Source organism: Vibrio sp. CCB-PB317 (genome assembly GCF_022808245.1).
GTDB lineage: Bacteria > Pseudomonadota > Gammaproteobacteria > Enterobacterales > Vibrionaceae > Vibrio > Vibrio diabolicus.
Genome location: NZ_JALGNU010000003.1, coordinates 740,018 through 762,548 on the forward strand (window position 1 = coordinate 740,018; position 22,531 = coordinate 762,548).

The 22,531-nt window shown below is 44.1% G+C and carries 16 protein-coding genes; 8 read left to right on the forward strand and 8 right to left on the reverse strand.

What is annotated here, in order from left to right; translation table 11 throughout:
• Positions 1–62 precede the first annotated feature (62 nt).
• Complete coding sequence (locus MTR11_RS20660; protein WP_124008353.1) at positions 63–1,538, forward strand: sensor domain-containing diguanylate cyclase; 1,476 nt, start codon at positions 63–65, stop codon at positions 1,536–1,538.
• Positions 1,539–1,573: 35 nt separating this feature from the next.
• Here the strand turns inward: MTR11_RS20660 and dusC are convergent, their stop codons facing one another.
• The gene (gene dusC, locus MTR11_RS20665; protein ID WP_006742820.1) at positions 1,574–2,533 is read right to left on the reverse strand and encodes a tRNA dihydrouridine(16) synthase DusC; all 960 of its coding nucleotides are present in this window, start codon (positions 2,531–2,533) and stop codon (positions 1,574–1,576) included.
• A 170-nt stretch (positions 2,534–2,703) separates the two neighbouring features.
• On the opposite strand from dusC, the gene MTR11_RS20670 reads away from it, so the two are divergent.
• The gene (locus MTR11_RS20670; protein WP_048625767.1) at positions 2,704–3,321 is read left to right on the forward strand and encodes a YecA family protein; all 618 of its coding nucleotides are present in this window, start codon (positions 2,704–2,706) and stop codon (positions 3,319–3,321) included.
• Positions 3,322–3,412: 91 nt separating this feature from the next.
• Here the strand turns inward: MTR11_RS20670 and dsbB are convergent, their stop codons facing one another.
• Entirely contained in the window at positions 3,413–3,949 is a 537-nt protein-coding gene (gene dsbB / locus MTR11_RS20675) for a disulfide bond formation protein DsbB (protein ID WP_005396949.1), read from the reverse strand.
• An 83-nt stretch (positions 3,950–4,032) separates the two neighbouring features.
• On the reverse strand, positions 4,033–5,619 hold the full coding sequence (nhaB, locus tag MTR11_RS20680) for a Na(+)/H(+) antiporter NhaB (RefSeq protein ID WP_005396952.1): 1,587 nt from the start codon (positions 5,617–5,619) through the stop codon (positions 4,033–4,035).
• Between the two features lie 639 nt (positions 5,620–6,258).
• Between nhaB and fadR the strand changes: the two genes are divergently transcribed.
• On the forward strand, positions 6,259–7,098 hold the full coding sequence (fadR, locus tag MTR11_RS20685) for a fatty acid metabolism transcriptional regulator FadR (protein ID WP_199804044.1): 840 nt from the start codon (positions 6,259–6,261) through the stop codon (positions 7,096–7,098).
• Positions 7,099–7,217: 119 nt separating this feature from the next.
• On the opposite strand, the gene MTR11_RS20690 is transcribed toward fadR, so the two are convergent.
• Positions 7,218–8,027 (reverse strand): hypothetical protein, encoded by an 810-nt coding sequence (locus MTR11_RS20690; protein WP_005396956.1) that lies wholly within the window; start codon positions 8,025–8,027, stop codon positions 7,218–7,220.
• Between the two features lie 206 nt (positions 8,028–8,233).
• The gene (gene metG / locus MTR11_RS20695; RefSeq protein WP_237284125.1) at positions 8,234–10,309 is read right to left on the reverse strand and encodes a methionine--tRNA ligase; all 2,076 of its coding nucleotides are present in this window, start codon (positions 10,307–10,309) and stop codon (positions 8,234–8,236) included.
• 162 nt (positions 10,310–10,471) lie between these two features.
• Here metG and apbC point away from each other — a divergent pair, with 162 nt between their 5' ends.
• The 3 genes from apbC (at position 10,472) to MTR11_RS20710 (ending at position 14,646) form a co-directional block, all read left to right on the forward strand.
• Positions 10,472–11,548, forward strand: coding sequence for an iron-sulfur cluster carrier protein ApbC (gene apbC, locus MTR11_RS20700; protein ID WP_237284126.1), 1,077 nt, complete (start codon positions 10,472–10,474; stop codon positions 11,546–11,548).
• A 180-nt stretch (positions 11,549–11,728) separates the two neighbouring features.
• Positions 11,729–12,370, forward strand: coding sequence for a uridine kinase (gene udk / locus MTR11_RS20705; protein WP_005396962.1), 642 nt, complete (start codon positions 11,729–11,731; stop codon positions 12,368–12,370).
• A gap of 188 nt (positions 12,371–12,558) precedes the next feature.
• Positions 12,559–14,646, forward strand: a complete 2,088-nt coding sequence (locus MTR11_RS20710) for an AsmA family protein (RefSeq protein WP_161446070.1) — start codon at positions 12,559–12,561, stop codon at positions 14,644–14,646.
• A 62-nt stretch (positions 14,647–14,708) separates the two neighbouring features.
• On the opposite strand, the gene cobO is transcribed toward MTR11_RS20710, so the two are convergent.
• Positions 14,709–15,314: a cob(I)yrinic acid a,c-diamide adenosyltransferase gene (gene cobO / locus MTR11_RS20715; RefSeq protein ID WP_005396966.1), complete on the reverse strand. Its 606-nt coding sequence runs from the start codon at positions 15,312–15,314 to the stop codon at positions 14,709–14,711.
• Positions 15,315–15,431: 117 nt separating this feature from the next.
• Here cobO and MTR11_RS20720 point away from each other — a divergent pair, with 117 nt between their 5' ends.
• The gene (locus tag MTR11_RS20720) at positions 15,432–15,881 is read left to right on the forward strand and encodes a low molecular weight protein-tyrosine-phosphatase (RefSeq protein ID WP_152811891.1); all 450 of its coding nucleotides are present in this window, start codon (positions 15,432–15,434) and stop codon (positions 15,879–15,881) included.
• A gap of 60 nt (positions 15,882–15,941) precedes the next feature.
• On the opposite strand, the gene MTR11_RS20725 is transcribed toward MTR11_RS20720, so the two are convergent.
• A complete protein-coding gene (locus tag MTR11_RS20725; protein WP_005396973.1) occupies positions 15,942–17,501 on the reverse strand; it encodes a SulP family inorganic anion transporter in 1,560 nt (519 codons plus the stop codon).
• Positions 17,502–17,833: 332 nt separating this feature from the next.
• Positions 17,834–20,917: a ribonuclease E gene (rne, locus tag MTR11_RS20730; protein WP_243328305.1), complete on the reverse strand. Its 3,084-nt coding sequence runs from the start codon at positions 20,915–20,917 to the stop codon at positions 17,834–17,836.
• A gap of 639 nt (positions 20,918–21,556) precedes the next feature.
• On the opposite strand from rne, the gene rluC reads away from it, so the two are divergent.
• The gene (gene rluC, locus MTR11_RS20735; RefSeq protein ID WP_053808939.1) at positions 21,557–22,501 is read left to right on the forward strand and encodes a 23S rRNA pseudouridine(955/2504/2580) synthase RluC; all 945 of its coding nucleotides are present in this window, start codon (positions 21,557–21,559) and stop codon (positions 22,499–22,501) included.
• Positions 22,502–22,531: the final 30 nt, after the last annotated feature.

Genomic DNA, 22,531 nt, shown 5'->3' on the forward strand with positions numbered 1-22,531 from the left:
TAAGACAGCGTAATCCCATTGTTTGATAAGAGACGATCTACCTTTCACATACATGGTACTCAATGGTTAACCAAAGGCGATTTAGTCTCTCATTTGTCATCTTTTTCCCCCTCGCATTATTTGTAGTGGTTTTGCTTGTTACGACAAAAAACTACTACGATGCGGTCAATCGCTATATTGATTCTGAGTATGCACGTATTGATCGTGCCATGTCCCGTGGTATTAAAGTCCTCACCGCCTTAGATTATAGTTTTACTAACTATACGAATTACGCTAACCCATTGTTTGAAGAGCACAATTCTTTAGTCAAAAAGGGGCTTTGTTATATTTGGCCGATAGACGTCTTATTGCTAGAGAGTGTCTACAGTGAGGGGTTACCTGCGGTTGATCTTGATTACATGATTGTGGGCGATGAAAGCTTATGTCAGCAAGGTTCAACGATTAACCAATTAGCTGAACAAAAGGCGGGTTTTGCGCCGTCATTGTCTTTTCTGCACGATATTGAATCCCATATCGTTGGTATTCATTACATCGATAAACGTGGTTACGTCATTTCGTCTCCTGACACGTACGCGAAAAACTTCACTAGAGAGCTTTGGTCAACGCTAAAAGCGCGCCCATTTTGGCAAAAAACCGCACAAGATAAAGTGAACATCACCTTGGCCGGACCTGGGCCGATGTTGGATTCGATGGAAGGTCAAATCATTAGTATGACGGTGCCTGTTTACGAAAAAGGGAGGCATCAAGGTGTGCTGTCCATTGATTTTGATGTCAATGCGTTGATGGCTTCGTCGCTAGGTCTTGCTGGTAAGTTTCATTTGGTTTCCAATTTACAATCCATTCCTTCAAACAGTACACGTATCAAACCAGTCGAGTTAGATCGATTGAGTGCGAATCACAGCATGTACTACGAGTACAACCTTTGGGATGAAGCTAAGAACCTAGCGGTTTTCGAAAAATACAGCCTTATTGTTGCGATCTCTATTTACGTTTTGAGCACAGTCGTATTGTTCTATGTGAATATGCATAGTGAGAGACGTTATTTTAAAGATCTCGCCGCCAGAGATCCGATGACGAGCTTGTTGAACCGTCGAGGAATGCAAACCGTGTGGCGCAATAAGATGACGAAAAAACAGGTTGCATTAGCAGTGTTCGATATTGATAACTTCAAGAAGATCAATGATACCTATGGTCATGATGTAGGCGACTCTGCGATTCAGCTAGTTGCAAAATGTATACGTGAAAATATTCGCCACACCGATGTCGCCTCAAGATTTGGTGGCGAAGAGTTCGTGTTGGCGATTTACGACGAAGACTCGGAAGGCATTAAGCTGATTCTAGAGCGGGTAAAAAAAGCCATAGACGAACGCTCGACACGCGTGACTAAAGAAGGTTTTACGATCTCTGGCGGTGTGGTGTTCAGTAAAGAGAACCGAGTGGAAAGCTTTGATGAGTTATTTAAAGCGGCAGATGAAAAGTTATATCAAGCCAAGAGTACAGGCAAAAATAAGATTTGCTACGAAGATCTAAGCGCTTAAAGGGCGAGCAGTTCGCCCTTTGCAATGCTCAGGTTTTATGCAACCTGAGAATTTAACTCATCACGATAACGTTGAATATGCTCAACAATCGGCGCGGCTTTGTTAAACGTTCGAATTTCTCTGAATAGATCTTTTGCTTCAGGATAGGCCTGACGTAAGTAAGAGAACCATTGTTTTACGCGGTTTGGATAGTACAAGCCTTTGTCGCCTTTCATCTCAAACTTGGAGTAGTAGATCAGTAGCTCAACCACCTCGGGCCATGACATTGGCTGGTGGTTGTGTTTTACCATGTTGCCCAAGTTAGGGATATTGAAAGCGCCGCGGCACACCATCAAAGAGTCAACGCCAGTCGTTTCAATGCAACGTTGACCATCTTCATAATTCCAAATTTCGCCATTCGCAATAAGCGGAATATCAAAACGTTCGCGAATTTGGTTGATGTAATCCCATTTTATCTCAGACGCTTTGTAACCACCCTGCTTAGTCCGAGCGTGAACGGTGAGTTCATTTGCACCAGCAGATTGAATGGCATCAACAATTTCAAAGCAATCTTCAGGGTTTTCCCAGCCAAGACGAATTTTTGCGGTCACAGGAATAGCCTCTGGAACGGCTTCTCGACATGCCTTAACCACACGGTGAATTAGCTCAGGGTGCTGAAGTAGAGCAGCACCGCCCTTACTTTTATTGACCATTTTGGCTGGGCAACCAAAATTTATATCGATGCCTCTAGCGCCAAGGCTTGCCGCTTTAATTGCGTTCTCAGCCATCCAGTTTGGTTCTTGTCCTAATAATTGCACATGTACTGGCACACCTGATGCGGTTTGAGAACCTTGCAACAGCTCCGGGCATAAACGGTGAAATACATGATCGGGCAATAACTGGTCGATGACTCGAACAAATTCCGTAACACATAGGTCATAGTCGTTTATCTCGGTCAGGATTTGGCGCATCAAATGATCTAAAACGCCTTCCATTGGGCCTAGTACAACTCGCATAGTTTGCCTAATACAGTTTGGTGATAAAAAGGAGGGCGATTGTAGCGATGTAAGCTAAGTTTGTCATTAAAAGACTCAAAGCACTCAATACAGTCAAACTCGCAACTCCCGGTTACGTGCTTTTATGCTCTGAGGTATAATGCCGCCAAATTTATGGGAAACCAGATGTCATGCAATACACATTGATTGAGAAAGGCGAAATTCACATCGATGAATCTTGCCTATTTATCGAAGGCGCAGTGCTCGCTGCTAATCTGACGACAAAACCACTCGCTCCTGAAAAGTGGTTAGAGCCGCTATTAGGTGAAGGATTCAAAGCGATTCAACCGGCAGTAGAAGAGCAAATTCACAAGCAGCACAACCGAATTCAACGAAACGAATATTCCGTGCTAGAGCTAACAGGCAAAGAACCTGAACAACTTGCTGATTTTGCCGAAGGCTTTATGTCTGTTTGGCCAATGATTGAAGAACAATGGCAAGACGTTGAGCTCAATGATGGATTGCAGCGTATGCTACAAGCATTACTGACCACTTTGATGCTGGCTATCGATGAGTCGGCAACGCAGCAACAGATGCGCGACGCCGGTATTGAAACGCCTCCAGCTCTTGCAGACTTGATCGACCAGCTTGATTTGATGGTCGGTGAAGTGGCGTTAGGTGCGGATGAGTTGATGGTAGGCAATAAGGCTCAAAGCCTAAACCCATTCAAAGGTATCGGGCGCAATGATCCTTGTCCTTGTGAGAGCGGCAAAAAGTTCAAGCAGTGTTGTGGTCAATCACGTGGTTGAGTTAACGTGGTTAAGTTAAATAGCCGCGATGTTTACTCAGTAAAAAGCCGACCATCTGGTCGGCTTTTTTCGTTATCATTTCTCTGAAGGATTAACGAATCGGATTAGTGCGTCTTGCTGGGAAGAATTGTGCGATCACAATTAATGCTAAAGCAATTAAATTGCCAGCGAAAATAACTACTAACCATTGTGGCATTGATAAATCGAGGAATTGCCAAACAATCTTCGAGCAATCGCCGTATGCTTCGAACATCCAAGGAACCCACTGATTAAGCGGAGCCCAACTAGGGAATGTTACGAATAAATCACAAGTCGCGAATGGTGATGGGTTAAACTGATAATCAACGTGCTGCTGAGCAAGCAACAGTCCTTTGTAAGAGCTTAATCCCCAGCCAATCAAACCTAGCCAACGGAAAACTGGGTTATTTGGTGCCATAAGACCAACGATTGCAGCGACACCCACTCCCATCATCGCGACTCGTTCGTAGATACACATGACACATGGTGCAAGCATCATGACGTGCTGAAAATAGAGGGCACATGCTTCAAAGAAAACGACGAATAGCAGAAGCAGCAGCCACGATAAGCGTCCCTTCGAAAACTGGTTAAGTGAATTTAAAATAGTCACGTTTTTGTTCCTGTCTGAAATAGAAAAAGCTCTGAATACTCAGAGCTTTTTAACGTGGATAAGTTTCCTAATCAACTCAAATTTTAGTGACCGCCAGAGACTACGGGAGTCAGATCACCACTATGAGGTAAAATCCAGCCTGCATCGTAGAAAGAAGCCGTTGCAGGCTCTAGGAAGAACATAATGCCCATTAGCCCGACAATCGCAAGAACGATGGTGTAAGGCAGCGCCATGATAACCATTCGACCGTAAGACAGACGAATTAATGGAGCGAGAGCCGAGGTGAGTAGGAATAGGAATGCTGCTTGACCGTTTGGCGTAGCAACAGATGGTAGGTTAGTACCAGTGTTGATAGCAACTGCCAGTAAGTCGAACTGCTCGCGAGTAATGAGACCCTCAATGAGTGCTGTTTTTACTTCATTGATGTAAACCGTACCGACGAATACGTTATCCGACACCATTGATAGTAAGCCATTCGCGACATAGAACAAAGCTAACTGAGTGCCTTTATCTTCAACGGCAAGCACCGCGTCGATAACTGGTTTAAACAACTCTTGGTCGATGATTACCGCAACGATCGAGAAAAATACCGCAAGTAGTGCAGTGAAAGGCAGAGCCTCTTCAAACGCTTTACCCATGGAATGCTCTTCAATGACGCCAGTGAAAGCCGTCGCTAAGATGATCACTGAAAGACCAATTAAGCCTACCGCTGCCAAATGCAAGGCTAATGCCACGATCAACCAAACAGCAATAAGCCCTTGAACCCATAGCTTTGCAACGTCTTGATTGGTACGCGTTTTGCGCTCTTCATTGTCAAAGTCAACGAGGATTTGACGAACGTTGTTAGGAAGTTTTGCACCGTAGCCAAACACTTTAAGCTTTTCGACTAGAGCACAAGTGATGAGACCGCAGAAAAATACGGGTAGCGTCACTGGAGACATACGGATTAGGAATTCACCAAATAACCAACCCGCTTGGTCTGCAATAATTAAGTTCTGAGGTTCACCCACCATAGTGGTTACGCCACCTAACGCAGTACCTACACCAGCGTGCATCAACAATGAGCGTAAAAAGGCGCGGTAATTTTCTAAGTCATCACGCGTTAGCTCAGTGATCGTGTCATCTTGTGTGTGGTCATGGTCACCAATCGGGTTACCTGACGCCACTTTGTGGTAGATAGAGTAGAAACCGATCGCCACACTGATAACAACGGCGATAACCGTCAAAGCATCCAAAAACGCCGATAAAAATGCAGCGGCAAAGCAAAACGCAAGTGATAGAAGGGTTTTGGAGCGAATACCAAGTAAAATTTTGGTAAAAATGAACAGCAATAAATGCTTCATGAAGTAGATGCCCGCAACCATAAATACCAGAAGCAGTAATACTTCAATATTTGCCACCAACTCGTGCTTAACTTGCGCAGGGCTAGTCATGCCGATAGCGATGGCTTCAATAGCAAGTAAACCACCAGGTTGTAATGGGTAGCATTTTAATGCCATTGCAAGCGTGAAAATAAATTCAGCAACCAGCAACCACCCAGCAACAAATGGGTTTATTAGGAAGAATACAATCGGGTTAATTATTAAGAAGGCTATAATGGCAACTTTGTACCAATCAGGCGCTTTACCAAGAAAGTTCTTGATAAAAGCGTTTCCGAGCGATATCGGCATGATAATTCTCTTTATAACAAAATTATGAATAGACACTACAATAGTGCTTAAGTATCTGTTTGTTAGACTTATTAACTAGTCTTTTAAAACAATAACTTAGTAAAACAACAATCCTTTGTTTATTGCAGTCTTGCCAAGTTACTTCCCCTGAACTCAAGCACCGCTCACTTTCGACCGCAAACTCTACACTCAGGCATTTATTAGTCAATAACAAAACGTGATGCTACCGACTAAAATGACTTTTTAAATGTAATAACGCGATCAAAACGGCGTTACTATATCATGAAAGGCTCAAAAAAATCCTCTTGGATTTTAAATGACGGTCAGTGACGAGAAAAGGCAAATTAAGAAAGAATATTAACTGTGATATACAAAGTAATTTTTCATATTTTGAATATAAAATTGTGACGCAGTAGTCTTTATTTCTCCGCAATTTGTGAGCTGTTTAATTAAACGAAAATTAAGATTTTACCGCTTTCACTCGCACGTCAGACCGTCCTAGATTGACATAACATATAGAGTATTAACTCTATATTGTGGAATCGTTTCAATTATTGATCGTAAATTTTCTCAAACCGTTAAGTAGTGGTATGATGAGTAGTATCGACCCTCAGAAATCAATATTGGATAAAAAGTAGAATGGTCATAAAGGCGAAAAGCCCTGCGGGATTCGCAGAAAAATATATTATCGAGAGCATTTGGAACGGCCGTTTTCCTCCTGGCTCTATTTTACCTGCTGAACGCGAGCTGTCTGAGCTAATTGGTGTTACTCGAACGACTTTACGAGAGGTTCTTCAACGACTAGCCCGTGATGGTTGGTTAACAATCCAACACGGTAAACCAACGAAGGTAAACCAATTTATGGAGACCTCTGGTCTGCATATTTTGGATACGTTGATGACGTTGGACGTAGATAACGCAACAAACATTGTAGAAGATTTGCTTGCAGCACGTACCAACATCAGCCCTATCTTTATGCGTTATGCATTTAAAGCAAATAAAGAGAACTCTGAGCGCACGATCAAGAATGTAATTGAATCTTGTGAAGCTTTAATGAATGCTGCTTCTTGGGACGATTTCATCACTTCTTCACCTTATGCTGAGAAAGTCTTACAGAACGTGAAAGAAGACAACGAGAAAGATGAAGCGAAGCGTCAAGAAATCTTGATTGCTAAAACGTTCAACTTTTACGACTACATGTTGTTCCAACGCCTAGCATTCCATTCAGGGAATCAGATTTACGGTTTGATTTTTAATGGCTTGAAGAAGCTCTATGATCGCGTTGGTAGCTATTACTTCTCAAACCCAGCTTCTCGTGAGCTAGCGCTGAAGTTTTACCATCAGTTGCTAGAAACTTGTGAAAGTGGTCAGCGTGAACAACTGCCAGTTGTGATTCGTCACTATGGTATGGAAAGCGCGCTAATCTGGAACGAGATGAAAAAGCAATTACCAACGAACTTCACAGAAGATGACAGCTAAGCGCTGAGAAGTTAGATGAATGAAAAACCGCAGAACCTAAGGTCTGCGGTTTTTTTGTTTTTACCAATAGATACCAGTTACGTTCCTGTTGTGACAATTGGCACGGTACTGTATAGAGCTTATCTTGCTACAGAGAGTTTGGGCAACGGTAGATACAATGCTTCAACGATGTCTGAAAGGACGTGGTCGTAAGTATTGAAGATGGTCAACGATAAGTCTGATGTGACTCCATAAAGCTCAGCTTCTGTTAAATCGACATGACTTCCTGTCACATAGTTATTTAATATCTGTATTGAGCGTGTGGAAGCAGGAGAAACGATACTAAGCGGAGCGATAACTGCTAATTGATTTAGCTTACGTGTCATAACCGATGCGTAATTTTTGAAACGCTCATTCCCCCCTTGCTCTCCCAAGTCTTGAATGCTAATTCTCAATTGAGTCAGGGTTTCTAAGCTATCCATGATGTTTTGCCAGTTCATGTGGTACTCATTATGTAGATCATCTCGTTGTTCTACCGCTAACCAAGCAATCGTGACTTCATCCATCAAGAACAAGCAATGACGAATTAACTTACCATGCTCCATCTGGTTCCTTGCAACACTGTGATCGTTCCATTGTTCAAGCAGTTTTCCTACTTTGATCTGCAGCACGCGATACATGGGTTTATTTTCAAAGCGTGAGGTTTCGACCAAAAGATGCAGTTTGTTGGTGAGATCGTTATGAAGGACTTCTAATTCTTGTTCGTTATTTTGTTGAAATTGAAGTGAGTAGTGCGTCGCAGCTCGATGGCGTCTCAGCAGATGAACAACATCTCGCAATAATGTTAACAGCTGATATTTACGCGCGTGTTGCTGCTCTCGTTTAGAAGATAAGTGATATATTCCGGCTAAAATAGCGATGGACAATAGTGTGGAAATCAAAACAAACATAACCCACTCCTTGTTAGTGTTTGGACCTAACAAGGAAGGTTTGCAGTTTTGATGCCAAACAAAAATTAAATTAAAACAATTAGTTATATTAAATGTTCTTTTGGGACGGTCGTTATTGGTGCATGGATTCACCAAAGTTGTGAATATGATCAAAAAATCCCTGCCAAATTGGCAGGGATTTTATAGTGTTATATTTGGAATGCGACTTACATTACTCGCATGCCAGGCTGAGCGCCTTCGTGCGGTTCAAGAATCCATAGGTCGCTACCACCAGGGCCAGCGGCTAGGATCATGCCTTCTGACATACCAAACTTCATCTTACGAGGTTTTAGGTTTGCTACCATTACCGTTAGTTTGCCTTCTAGCTCTTCAGGTTTGTACGCTGACTTGATGCCAGAGAACACTTGACGAGTTTCACCACCGATGTCCAGTTGGAACTTAAGCAGTTTGTTTGCTTTTGGCACTTCTTCACAAGAGATGATACGAGCGATACGCATATCTACTGCTGCAAAAGCGTCGAACTCAATCTCTTCAGCGATTGGCTCTTTGTCTAGCTCAGTTTGGCTAGCCTTGTTCTTTTCCGCTTCTGCTTTCTCTTTCGCCGCCATTTCTGCCGCCGCATCTTCTTTAGATGCTTCGATCATCGCTTCAACATTCTTCGGATCGATACGGTTGAACAGTGCTTTGAACTTAGTGATCTCGTGGCCTGTTAGTGGCGCAGCGATGTTTTCCCAAGTCAGCTCTTGGTTTAGGAATGCTTCAGTACGTGCAGCTAGAGCAGGCATTACTGGTTTCAGGTAAGTCATCAGTACACGGAACAGGTTGATACCGACAGAACAGATGTCTTGTAGCTCCTGATCTTTGTCTTCTTCTTTTGCTACAACCCACGGTGCTTTTTCATCAACGTATTGGTTAGCTTTGTCTGCCAATGCCGTGATTTCACGGATTGCACGACCAAACTCACGCGTTTCGTAAAGCTCAGCGATACGGTCAGCTGCAGCAACAAATTCGTTGTAAAGTTCAGGCTCTGCAAAGTTGTCAGACAGTTTGCCTTCAAAACGTTTTGCGATGAAACCTGCGTTACGAGATGCCAGGTTAACGATCTTGTTAACAACGTCAGCGTTTACACGCTGAGTGAAGTCTTCAAGGTTAAGATCTAGATCGTCGATACGGCTGTTTAGCTTCGCAGCGTAGTAGTAACGTAGACACTCAGGGTCTAGGTGCTCTAGGTAAGTGCTTGCTTTTACGAAAGTACCTTTAGACTTCGACATTTTCGCGCCGTTTACGGTTACGTAACCGTGTACGAATACGTTGTTAGGCTTGCGGAAGCCAGAACCTTCTAGCATTGCTGGCCAGAATAGGCTGTGGAAGTAAACGATGTCTTTACCGATGAAGTGGTACAGTTCTGCTGAGCTGTCTTTCTTCCAGTACTCATCGAAGTCTAGGTCGTCGCGCTTGTCACATAGGTTTTTGAAAGAACCCATGTAGCCGATAGGCGCGTCTAGCCATACGTAGAAGAACTTGTTCTTCTCACCTGGGATCTCGAAACCAAAGTAAGGCGCATCACGCGAGATGTCCCACTGTTGCAGACCAGATTCAAACCACTCTTGCATCTTGTTCGCGGTTTCAGCTTGTAGCGAGCCAGAGCGAGTCCACTCTTTTAGCATGCTTTCAAACTGAGGCAGGTCGAAGAAGAAGTGCTCAGAATCTTTCATTACTGGCGTCGCACCAGAAACCGCAGATTTAGGATTGATCAGTTCTGTTGGGCTGTAAGTCTCGCCACAGTTGTCACAGTTGTCACCGTACTGGTCTTCTGACTTACATTTTGGACACGTACCTTTTACGAAACGGTCCGGTAGGAACATCTCTTTTTCTGGGTCGAACAACTGAGAAATTGTGCGGCTAGAGATAAAGCCGTTTTTCTTCAGCTCAAGATAAATGTGTGACGCTAGCTCACGGTTCTCATCTGAGTGTGTGCTGTGGTAGTTATCAAAGCTGATATCAAAGCCAGCAAAGTCTTTCTGGTGCTCTTCGCTAACTGCGGCAATCATTTCTTCAGGAGTAATACCCATCTGTTGCGCTTTAAGCATGATTGGCGTGCCGTGAGCATCGTCAGCACAGATGAAGTTTACAGTGTTGCCGCGTAGGCGTTGGTAACGAACCCAAATGTCCGCTTGGATATGCTCAAGCATATGACCAAGGTGGATCGAACCGTTAGCGTACGGAAGGGCACAAGTTACCAGCATTTTCCTTGACGGAAAGTTTCTTGGATCGTTTGCCATACTTAATATTCGCTTTTCTTGATAGGTATAAATAAATTTTGATGGATAATACTACCCCATGAACTCACTAACTCCAAGGTGTCAAACTGCGGAATGCCTTAGTTTTTTTGGGGTTCTGGTTGAGGCAGGACGGTGTTAGCATGACATCTAAAAGGAGGACTTATGCATCAGTTCACTTCAAAACAAGATTTTTGTCACTGGTTTAACCAATTCCAGCATCCACAGTTGGTGGAAAATTGGGCAGATATTCATGGCGCAATTTCGATTACGGCACAAGGTTCTGTTGAGATAACGTTGCCATTCGCAAGTAATGAGCTTCAAACCATATTGCATGACTGGATTAAACAGCAACAAACCGCAAATAAAGTGGCTGAATTCCCATTCAATATTCGCCTTGGAGTTAAAGCATTAGAAACTCAAGTGGCCAATCCGGTTAAAGGTGTTAAGAACATCATTGCCGTTAGTTCTGCGAAAGGTGGGGTCGGTAAATCAACGACTGCGGTTAACTTAGCGTTGGCGATTGCTCAATCTGGGGCGAAAGTGGGATTGTTGGATGCGGATATTTATGGCCCGTCTGTACCTATGATGTTGGGGCAAGAAGATGCAAAACCAGAAGTTCGTGATGGCAAGTGGATGGAGCCCATTTTTGCTCACGGCATCTATACTCATTCTATCGGCTATCTAGTGGACAAATCAGAAGCGGCAATATGGCGCGGGCCAATGGCTTCAAAAGCGTTGTCGCAGTTATTAACGGAGACAGACTGGCCAGATTTAGATTATTTGGTGATTGATATGCCGCCAGGCACGGGTGATATACAGTTGACGTTGTCACAACAGATTCCGGTGACAGGTAGTGTGTTAGTCACTACACCGCAAGACCTAGCCCTTGCCGATGCAAGGAAGGGAGCGGCAATGTTTAACAAAGTCCATGTCCCGGTTATTGGTGTTGTGGAAAACATGAGTTATCACATTTGTAGCCAATGTGGCGCGAAAGAGCATATTTTTGGCATGGGTGGTGCAGAAAAAATGTCGCAAGAGTTTGGCTTAGCACTGCTAGGACAAATTCCGCTTCATATCTCTATGCGAGAAGATATTGACGCTGGCGTGCCAACAGTAGCAAGGCGCCCAGAAAGTGAGCATGCAGGGTATTACAAGCAGCTTGCCGATCGCGTATGTAGCACGATGTTTTGGCAAGGCAAAGCAAAACCAGATGCGATTAGCTTTACAATGGTGAACTAAGTTTACTATGCCTGTTGGTTGATAATTGCACATTTTAACGTTTGCTCGGAGGTTAATCCTCTGAGTAGGCAGAAACTTATGACTAAACCCTAATTCCAGCTAGTAACTATGGGGTGAACTCCCTATAATCAGGCAGTTTATCTTTTTATGTGACTAGAAATCATCATCGGGTGCAAACTAATGTCTGATAATAATCAATGCGTCATCGTAGGTATTGCTGGCGCTTCTGCTTCTGGAAAAAGTCTGATCGCGAGCACTATTTATAATGAGCTTCGCGCGAAAGTAGGCGATCATCAAATCGGTGTCATCACGGAAGATTGCTACTACAACGACCAAAGCCACCTAAGCATGGAAGAGCGAGTAAAGACGAACTACGATCACCCGAGTGCGTTGGACCACGACCTACTGTGTGAGCACCTTGAAAAATTGGTACGTGGTGAAGCAGTAGAAGTACCTGAGTACAGCTACACTGAGCACACAAGAACAAGTAACACGACCACAATGACGCCTAAAAAGGTGATCATTCTAGAAGGCATCCTTCTTCTTACTGACCCTCGTCTTCGTGATTTGATGCACGCGACAGTATTTATGGATACACCGTTAGATATTTGCTTGCTTCGTCGTGTTAAGCGTGACGTGGAAGAACGAGGCCGAACTATGGAATCTGTTCTCAAGCAGTATCAACAAACAGTACGTCCGATGTTCATGCAGTTTATCGAACCTTCTAAGCAATATGCGGACATTATTGTTCCTCGCGGTGGTAAAAACCGTATCGCAATCGATGTATTAAAAGCTCACATTGCAAGACTTTTGAAAGCTTAAGCCTTTAGACGGCTATATCGCTTTATTTTTAAGAGAAGAAGTGGCACCTTAAGTGCCACTTCTTTTTTTGTTTTTAAATTAGTCAGTTGCAGGTTAAAACCAGACATTTTTCACGCTTTTGTGGAACTGTCAGCGGTAAATGGAGTCTGCGCTTATAATTGTAAAAACACTCGAGCAAGGAAAAACAAATGAAGAAACTGCTCTTAATTCTAGCAATACCGATTGTGGTCATTTTGGTCGCAATTTTAGCGTTAACCATCTTCGTCAATCCTAACCAGTTTAAGCCCCTTATTGTTGAGCAAGCGCAAAAGCAAACCGGTTTAGAACTAGTGATTGAAGGAGATATCAGTTGGCAATTTTTCCCATCGATCGGCTTTGAGTTGGGACATACAGAATTGCGAAACCCACAAGGCTTTAGTAAACCCAATTTATTCAAAGTTGATACCGTTGGTGTAGATATCTCTGTCATGCCACTTTTTAGTCAACAGCTTGAAATTGGAAACGTCACGCTTGATGGGGCTGAGTTCTATATCGAAACCAAGAAAGATGGCAGCAAGAATATTGATGCATTGACGAAAGCCCAAACACAACAAGCAGAGCAAGCGAGCGATACTGCGCCTACGCAAAATGGTGAAACGCAGCCTTCTGGCTCTGATTGGAGCATTAATCTTGCTGGTGTTACGGTTTCTAATGGCTCATTAGAAATGCAGGATAAGCAAGCCGGTAGTTACACCAAACTTTATGATATCTCATTAAACCTTTCCGAATTCGCTTTTGACAACTGGACAACGGCTGATTTTGGCGTGAAGGGCGAAATGAATGACCAAAAGTTCACAGCGAAAGGTCAGGCCGACTTTAAGCTAGAAAAAGGTTTGGCAAACTACGCGCTAAAGAACATCAACTTTGATGCGACATACTCTGACCCTGCCAATAAGATTGAATCGGCAACGATCGGTTTAGATACTTTTGAATTCGATAAAGTAAATAACCTGACTTATGCCATGAAAGGCGACGCTGGTGGTATGAAGTTAGATATGCAGGGTGCTGGTCAACTTAGCGTGGACAAGGCTATCAGCAAAGTGCAGTTGGATAAGTTAACTCTTAAATCGACTTTTGAGGGGGATGCTTTACCTCAGTCACCGATGAAAGTCGACATGGTGTCTGATCTGTCTTTCGACCTAACGAAAAACCACCTGAGTTTTGTCCTAGAGAAGTTAACAGCGAATGCTATCGCCTTAGATGGTAAGGCAGATGTGACACTTGGCGATATTCCTAAAGTACGATTTGCTCTCCACAGCCCAAATATCGATCTTGATGAATTCTTAGGATTAGATCAGCAAGATTCCGAAGGTAATAAGCCTGCTTCTGGTGGCGAGAGTGCTCCAGCTGGGTCTGAGGTTGAGCCTGATTTGTCTGCGTTGAAAACGTTAGATGTAAAGGGTGACATTACCATCGACAAATTCAAAGCGGCAAATGCGAAGATGGAAGCGGTAAAAACGAGCTTCACTGTAAATCGTGGCGTATTTGAGCTTACTTCATTTAGTTCGAAGCTGTACCAAGGCACAATCTCAGCGACAGCGAAGTTAGATGCACGCAAGTCACCAGCGACTTACAGTGTGAAAAAGTCAATCAAAGGCGTGAAAGTTCAACCGTTACTTATTGATGTCGCTGATAACGACAAGCTTGAAGGGACGGGTAACATTGATGTGAATGTTACCGGTAAGAGTCTAACGCCTACCGGTATCAAGAAGAATCTTTCTGGTACGGTTGTTATCAATTTTGCTGACGGTGCGGTAAATGGCATCAACGTTGCTCAATTGATTCGTGAAAACTACGCGAAATTTAAAGGGCAAAAAGTCGAAGGCACCAATGAAGTTAAGAAAACAGATTTTAGTGCGATGACGGCGACATTGAAGCTCAATAAAGGTGTCGTATCAACGGATAATATGCAAGCTCAGTCTCCATTGCTCCGTGTTCGTGGTAAAGGCACCGCAAACTACATCAATGAAACTGTTAACTTTACTATCAGCACATCAGTCGTAGGTAGCCTAGAAGGCCAAGGCGGCAAAGATATAGATGAGCTGAAAGATATCACGATTCCAATCAATGTGTCTGGTAAGTGGGCGGATCCTAAATTCAAGCTCGTATTTGATGATGTTCTGAAGCAGAAAGCTCAGAAAGAAATCGATCGTGGCGTAGAGAAGCTAACGGACAAGATCAAAGACGAAAAAACCAAAGAAGCAGTCGATGGTTTGATAAAGAATCTATTCAATTAGATTCGAGCCAAAGCAAAAAGGGTTGGCATTAGCCAACCCTTTTTTAATTCTGCTGGTGAGCTTTACCAGTCGACACCTTTCAGCGCTTTGACGCCTGACTCAAATGCATGCTTTACATTCTTCACTTCAGAAACGGTATCAGCCATTTCAATCAGAGTGCGATGAGCGCCACGACCAGTAATGACAACCGACTGCATTTTAGGGCGGTTGTTCAGCGCTTCAACGACCTCGTCTAAATCAATGTAGCCGTAGCTCACCATGTACGTCAGCTCGTCAAAAAGAACCACATCGATAGATTCATCTTTGAGCATGCGCTTACATTCTTGCCATACGCCTTGCGCTGCTTCGGTATCAGCGGCTTTGTTTTGAGTTTCCCATGTAAAGCCGGTCGCCATTACTTGGAATTCAACGCCGAGTTTCTCAAGTAGGTTGCGCTCACCATTATCCCAAGTACCTTTAATAAACTGCGCGACAGCACAATTCAAACCATGACCTACTGCGCGTGCTATCGTACCGAACCCTGATGTCGATTTACCTTTACCATTTCCGGTAATGATCAGTAGCAGACCTTTTTCCTCTTGAGCAGCAGCAATTTTTGCGTCTACCTGTTCTTTGACTTTTTGTTGGCGAGCCTTATGGCGTGCTTCTTTATTTTCTTCGATAGACATAATACTTCCTCAATTCCTTTTCGTGCTGTGCCCAAGCTAATTTGGGTTCATTGATTTATCTCGCTATGATAGACCAACATATCGTGAAGAAAAACCACCGATAATTCAGGGAATAAAATGAAGAAAATACTTGTTGTTTGTATGGGAAACATTTGTCGGTCACCAACCGGAGAAGCAGTGTTAAGAGCGAAAGCTCAAGAGTTGGGTATTGCCGTGGAGGTTGATTCGGCAGGTACGATTGGCTACCACGCAGGAAACCCACCGGATTCAAGGGCAATGGCCGCAGGAAAGCAGCGAGGTTACTCTTTTAAAGGAATGCGTGCGCGTCAAGTTACCATTGATGACTTTGAAAAGTTTGACCTGATATTAGCCGCAGATAAAGCAAATTTAGCCGATTTATTGGATATTTGTCCGTTGAAGTATCGACACAAAGTATCGTTATTTTTAAGTCATTCTGGGTCAGATTACGATGAAGTCCCAGACCCATATTACGGTGGAAAAGATGGCTTTGAACTGGTGCTTGATTTAATCGAAGAGGCATCAGACGCGATTTTGAAGAAGCTATAATCGCCGGGCTTGAAGACAATAGAAAAAGGGATGAGCTGAGCTCATCCCTTTTTATTCGTGTTAACCCGCTAGTATGTCGGTTGCGACTTTGTAGCTTGGGTCTTCCTTCACATTGATTTCAACCAAGCTGCCAGCTTTGTCCAAAAGTTTACGACAATCTGGACTTAGGTGGCGAAGGTGTAGTGTTTTACCTTGAGAGTTGTAACGCTCTGCTAGTGTTTCAATCGCTTCAATTGCGGAGTGATCCGTCACGCGAGAGTCTGCAAAATCGACAATCACATCTTTTGGATCTTCAGGCGCGTTAAACAACTCCAAGAAGTTAGCGGCAGAACCAAAGAAAATAGGACCGTGAATCTTGTACTCTTTTGAACCTTCCTCGTTTAAGCATGTGTCGGCATAGATGTGCTTAGCGTGTTGCCATGCAAACATTAATGCAGAAACAATAACACCAACCGCTACGGCAACGGCTAGGTCAGTAAGAACAGTAACAACGGTCACAAGAACAATAACGAAGAAGTCTTGCTTCGGTACGCGACGCGCTAGTTTAAATGTTGCCCATTCGAATGTACCAATTACAACCATGAACATCACACCAACCAGAGCAGCGAGTGGGATCATTTCAATTAACGAAGAAGCGAATAAGATAAACATCAATAGAGCGATAGCAGCAACGATACCAGATAGACGACCGCGACCACCTGAGTTTACGTTGATCATCGACTGACCAATCATTGCACAACCACCCATAGCACCAAACACAGAACAGGTCATGTTTGCCATACCTTGACCGATACATTCGCGGTTAGATTGACCACGAGTGTTCGTCATCTCATCTAAAACTGTCAGCGTTAGCAGAGATTCAATTAGACCAATGGCCGCTAGAATGATCGCGTATGGAAGAATGATTTGTAGAGTTTCTAGCGTAAATGGCACCGCCGGAATAGAGAAGGTCGGCAGTGAACCTGCGAGAGTTGCCGCTTCATCACCAGACATTGTACGCAAGAAGTCAACAACAGTGCGAGTTTCCAGATCCAAACCAACCACTAAAGCGGTCACCGTTACGATTGCAACAAGTGAAGAGGGTACAGCTGTTGTGATTTTTGGTAGAAAGTGAATGATTGCCATAGTTAGCGCAACCAAACCAAGCATTAGCAGCATTTGGTCTTGTGGTAGCCAAGTAAGCATGCCGTTGATATCTGGCGCTTTAAACTGACCCAACTGAGCTAGGAAGATAACAATAGCCAGACCGTTCACAAAACCAATCATCACAGGGTGAGGCACGATACGGATGAACTTACCCAATTTAAACATACCAGCGGCAATTTGAAGTATACCAGCGAGCATGATGGCTGCGAATAGGTACTGGACACCGTGAGTCGCGACAAGCGAAACCATTACGACTGCCATGGCACCTGTTGCACCAGAGATCATGCCAGGACGACCACCGAAAATGGAAGTAATAAGACCAACGATGAATGCAGCGTAAAGACCGACCATTGGGTCTACGCCAGCAACGAACGCAAATGCGACAGCTTCAGGAACCAATGCAAGCGCAACGGTTAAGCCTGATAGCACATCATTTTTTACGGAGTGCTTAGAAAATTGGGGAAATTCGAACATGTTTGTTTTTAAGTTCTCTTTGCAATGAGTTAAACCCGACACATATTCGTATTTGCACAAGCCACTGAGTGATTGATTTCTAATCAAACATTGCAGTGTAAACCGTAGTATTAAAAGAGCAGCATCAGAATGGTGTCGAAAACTTGAGTCGGCGCATGCTACCGAAAAGTGTGATTAAGTTCAAGAATGATACGAATAATGGCGTACAAATGTGATCACGAATTGGTATTTATATGAACAATTTATTGGGGAAATATGAAGATAAAAAAGGCTACCAGATGGTAGCCTTTAATTTATTTATGCCGTTAAGCTGTTGAACGTAATGATTTAGCCTAGTTAAAGTTAGGCTTTGTCATCTCTGCCGATGCGCGGTTTTTAGCCACTTGGCTACCCGCACCTTTAGCTTGGTAACGTTCGGTTTTGAACGGTGCCGCTGCAACAGTGATTTCGCGTAGCTCTTGAGGGCCAGGTGCTTTCGTCATCGGTGCGCTAGCGTTTAGCTTAGCCGCAACTTTAATGGCTTCGACTTTAGGCTCTGGTTTAGCTACTGGCGCTTCGGCTGCAACCTCTTTTGCCGCTTCAACCACAGGCTCTTCAGCAGGTGCCGTTTCTACAATGGCATCAACCGGTTCAGTCGCAGGAGTTTCAACGATAGGCTCTACCGAAGCTGTTTCTACTACTGCCGATTCAGTTTTTTCTGCGATTACTGCTTCCACAACAGGTGCTTCTACTACTGGAGCTTCCACTTTCGCTTCAACTGTTTCTTGAATCTTTGATTCAACAACTGGCGCTTCTGTTACAACAGGTTGCTCGCGGCGAATAATCACTTTACCCATAGCCATCTCTGGACAAGCAAAACCACCTTGCATTGTAGGTACTGCTGCTACTGTTTCTTCCTTAACTTGCTCTTCTTTCTTAGGTGCTGGTTTCGGAATATAGCGTGGCATTACTTTACCCATAGCCATCTCAGGAGAAGCTACACCACCTTTACGCAGGCGGAACGGGTTAGGACGGCGATCGCGACCACGGCGACGGCGCTGGCCGCTTGCACGCAGGTGACGTGGCGAACGACGGTTACGACGTTGCTTAGACTCTGCTTGCTTGTTGTCTTGTTGTGCTTCTACCGCTGCTTCTGTTGGCTTCTCAACTTTGGTTTCAACCGTTTCTTGAGTCTTAACCGCCGTTTCTTCTGCTTTCTTCTCAACCGCTTCTTGGTCTTTAACGCGTACAGACTTGTTCAGTTTGCGACGTTGGCGACGCTCCTTCACTTTTTCTGCTTTCGCGTTTTGTTGCTTTGGTTTGCTCTCTTCTGGTTTTGTTTCAGTTCGAGCTTCCGCCGCTAGCTGCAGGCCTTTTTCCGCTACTTTTGCATTTGCTTTTTGCTCTTGGGCTTTGTCTGCTTGTTGAGCTTTAGGCTTACGCTTTTGGTTGCGGTTTTGCTGTTTATTGGTTTGTTGTTGAGCTTCGTTTTGTTCATTCGCTTGCTCATCACGAGGCTTACGACGACGTCGGTTATCACGGTTATCACGGTTATCACGATTGTCGCGGTTCTCACGATTATCGCGTTGGTTGTTATTGCGACGACGATCATTGCGATCACGTTTGTTGCGTCGATTATCGCGATTTGGCTTTTTCTCTTCCTGAGGTTTCGGTTCTTCTTTTACTTCTTCAGAACCGCCGAATAGGAAACTACCAAGTGCTTTAAACAAACGGCTGAACAGTCCAGGTTTTTCTTCTTGTTCAACTTTCTGTTCTTTCTTCTTCGCCTCAGGGGCAGGTTTAGCTGCTGGTGCAGGTGCCGTTTGAGAAGGAGCCGCAAAGCCTTTAAGAACAGGTTCTTCGATTCGTTTAGGTTTTACGTCAACTTCCGCTGGCTCTTTACCTTCCGCTTCTTTCATTGCTTCCAGTTTTTTAGGAAGTAGGTAAGAAATCAGATCGAACTCTTCACCTTCACGAACACGGATAACTTCGAAGTGCGGCGTTTCCATGTCAGAGTTTGGAACAACCGTAATCTTCACTTCTTGAATGCGTTCGATATGGTTAACTGAACGACGTTTTTCGTTCAACAAGTAAGAAGCGATTGGCACAGGTACAACTGCGAGAACTTGCGCTGTATTGTCTTTCAGTGCTTCCTCTTCGATTAAACGAAGTACAGAAAGTGCTAGAGATTCGTTGTCGCGAACGACTCCAGTACCGCTACAGCGAGGACAGATGTGGTGGCTTGCTTCTGCTAGAGAAGGGCTTAAACGTTGACGTGACATCTCCAACAAACCAAAGCGAGAAATACGACCGATTTGTACACGAGCGCGATCAAGACGAACGGCTTCACGTAGACGGTTTTCTACTTCTCGTTGGTGGCGAACAGGTGTCATATCGATAAAGTCGATAACCACTAAGCCACCCAAGTCACGTAGACGTAACTGGCGAGCAATTTCGTCGGCTGCTTCTAGGTTCGTGTTTAGAGCTGTTTCTTCAATATCGCCGCCCTTGGTTGCACGAGCAGAGTTGATATCGATAGACGTTAGTGCTTCGGTTGGGTCAATAACAATAGAACCACCAGATGGCAGACGCACTTCACGTTGGAAAGCTGATTCAATTTGGCTTTCGATTTGGTAGTGGCTGAATAGTGGAACTTCGCCTTCATATTTCTTAACGCGGTTAAGGAAATCAGGGCGCACCAATTGAATGTGCTCTTTTGCACGTTCGTAGATGGTGTTGCTGTCAATTAAGATTTCGCCAATATCACGACGTAAATAGTCACGGATTGCACGAACGATAACGTTACTTTCTTGGTGGATTAAGAATGGAGCAGGGTTCGAGTCCGCTGCACCTTTGATTGCACCCCAGTGGTTAAGTAGTACATTCAAATCCCACTCAAGTTCTTCAGCACTCTTGCCAACGCCAGCAGTACGTACGATTAGGCCCATGCCCTGAGGCAGTTCCAAAGTACTTAATGCGGCTTTTAGTTGAGTACGCTCGTCACCTTCGATTCGACGAGAAATACCGCCTGCGCGAGGGTTGTTAGGCATCAGAACAAGGTAACTACCAGCAAGAGAAATGAAAGTAGTAAGAGCTGCGCCCTTGCTTCCACGTTCTTCTTTTTCCACTTGAACGATAACTTCTTGGCCTTCCGTTAGCACTTCTTTGATGCTTGGACGACCTTGGTAGGTGTAACCTTCAGGGAAATATTCGCGGGCAATTTCTTTGAGAGGGAGGAAACCGTGACGCTCGGCGCCGTAATCAACAAATGCGGCTTCTAAGCTTGGTTCGATACGTGTGATACGTCCTTTGTAGATATTCGCTTTTTTAGATTCATGACCTGGACTCTCGATATCAAGATCGAAAAGTCGCTGGCCATCAACCAGAGCGACACGCAACTCTTCTTTTTGAGTTGCGTTAATTAACATTCTTTTCATTGAAAATTCTCGTTGTCTTTTCTTTTATATCTTTCTTGTCGACTTGCCACTGTTTTTTCGCTCTTTCACGGTGCCTGATCCCATGGCTTGTATTTTGCAGCCTCCCGGCTGGAAGGGGATGCTCTCGGGCACTTCAGTCATCACAAGCCTCTTGCGGTTTCTGTTGGAAACGTAGACTTGTGACCCGCTATTTGGGCGGTAGGTACTCAACGTGAATATGCGAGGAGTAGGGTGGCAAGAGTGTTGAATTCGATGTGTCTCACGCCAATGCTGCACTCGACCTTCAACGATCTACTCACATTGCTTGAGGATAAATGATTGGTAATGAATAAAATGTAACCAAACCTTCCTTAGCAGCTGTGAACTATAGCAGTGCGCGTGGCTATCAGCAATCTGCTTTCACGCAAACGATAGAAAATTTGCCGTTAAACTCAAAATTTCTATTTTATAACTGGCTGTTTCATAAGCAATTGAGATGTGCAAACTGTTCAAGACAGAAAACAAATTGAGAACTTGATTGAGAGTTTTAATAATTTAAACAAAAGCTTGGCGAAATTTAGACCATTATGTGCCACCAAGTGTTTCTTTTACGATAAGAATAATGTGAAGTCGCACGAAATTGAGTTTACAATACGGCCCATGAACGAAATAAGAACAAAAGTCCAGTTCGTCGACATTGACGAAGATATGGCGGGTCAGCGCATTGATAATTTTTTGCGCAACCAATTAAAAGACATCCCTAAAAGCATGATTTACCGAATCGTGCGTAAGGGTGAAGTACGTGTAAATAAAAAGCGTATAAAAGCAGAGTACAAGTTAAAAGCAGGCGATCTCGTTCGTATTCCACCGGTGACAGTCGAGAAAAAAGATGACGATGTCGCGCCAAGTACGAAACTAAACAAAGTCGCAGAGTTGGAAGATATGATCATCTTCGAAGATGATCATATGTTAATTCTAAACAAACCATCTGGCACCGCTGTGCATGGTGGCAGTGGCTTAAAGTTTGGCGCTATTGAAGCGCTTAGAGCTCTGCGTCCTCAAGCTCGCTTTCTTGAACTTGTGCATCGTATTGACCGTGATACTTCAGGTATCTTGCTGGTTGCTAAGAAGCGTTCTGCACTTCGTCACTTGCAAGCCCAGTTTCGTGAAAAGACTGTGAAGAAGTTTTACTTAGCTCTTGTCATGGGACAATGGAAAAGCAGTTGTAAGGTTGTGAACGCGCCACTGCTTAAAAACGAAGTGAACAGTATTGTTCGTGTTAACCCTAATGGTAAGCCGTCTGAAACGCGTTTTAAGATTTTGGAAAAGTTTGAACAAGCAACATTGATTCAAGCGAGTCCGATTACTGGTCGAACTCACCAAATCCGAGTTCATACACAATACACGGGCCACCCAATCGCTTGGGATGATCGCTACGGTGACCGTCGCTTTGATGCTTACACAGGTCAAGTTGGTTTAGACCGTTTGTTCCTACACGCGGCAAACATCAAGTTCCAACACCCATCAAATGATGAGTGGATGGAAATCAACGCACCGATGGAACCGAAGCTAGAAAAAGTGTTGGCGGGTTTAAGAAACGCGTAACCATGTTTTCCTCGTGGACACGAAAAGGGA

Bases quoted from the DNA above. Each gene is read 5' to 3' on its own strand.
- MTR11_RS20660 (WP_124008353.1), top strand. From the start codon at position 63: ATGGTTAACCAAAGGCGATTTAGTCTCTCATTTGTCATCTTTTTCCCC.
- dusC (WP_006742820.1), bottom strand. From the start codon at position 2,533: ATGCGAGTTGTACTAGGCCCAATGGAAGGCGTTTTAGATCATTTGATG.
- MTR11_RS20670 (WP_048625767.1), top strand. From the start codon at position 2,704: ATGCAATACACATTGATTGAGAAAGGCGAAATTCACATCGATGAATCT.
- nhaB (WP_005396952.1), bottom strand. From the start codon at position 5,619: ATGCCGATATCGCTCGGAAACGCTTTTATCAAGAACTTTCTTGGTAAA.
- fadR (WP_199804044.1), top strand. From the start codon at position 6,259: ATGGTCATAAAGGCGAAAAGCCCTGCGGGATTCGCAGAAAAATATATT.
- MTR11_RS20690 (WP_005396956.1), bottom strand. From the start codon at position 8,027: ATGTTTGTTTTGATTTCCACACTATTGTCCATCGCTATTTTAGCCGGA.
- metG (WP_237284125.1), bottom strand. From the start codon at position 10,309: ATGGCAAACGATCCAAGAAACTTTCCGTCAAGGAAAATGCTGGTAACT.
- apbC (WP_237284126.1), top strand. From the start codon at position 10,472: ATGCATCAGTTCACTTCAAAACAAGATTTTTGTCACTGGTTTAACCAA.
- udk (WP_005396962.1), top strand. From the start codon at position 11,729: ATGTCTGATAATAATCAATGCGTCATCGTAGGTATTGCTGGCGCTTCT.
- MTR11_RS20710 (WP_161446070.1), top strand. From the start codon at position 12,559: ATGAAGAAACTGCTCTTAATTCTAGCAATACCGATTGTGGTCATTTTG.
- cobO (WP_005396966.1), bottom strand. From the start codon at position 15,314: ATGTCTATCGAAGAAAATAAAGAAGCACGCCATAAGGCTCGCCAACAA.
- MTR11_RS20720 (WP_152811891.1), top strand. From the start codon at position 15,432: ATGAAGAAAATACTTGTTGTTTGTATGGGAAACATTTGTCGGTCACCA.
- MTR11_RS20725 (WP_005396973.1), bottom strand. From the start codon at position 17,501: ATGTTCGAATTTCCCCAATTTTCTAAGCACTCCGTAAAAAATGATGTG.
- rne (WP_243328305.1), bottom strand. From the start codon at position 20,917: ATGAAAAGAATGTTAATTAACGCAACTCAAAAAGAAGAGTTGCGTGTC.
- rluC (WP_053808939.1), top strand. From the start codon at position 21,557: ATGAACGAAATAAGAACAAAAGTCCAGTTCGTCGACATTGACGAAGAT.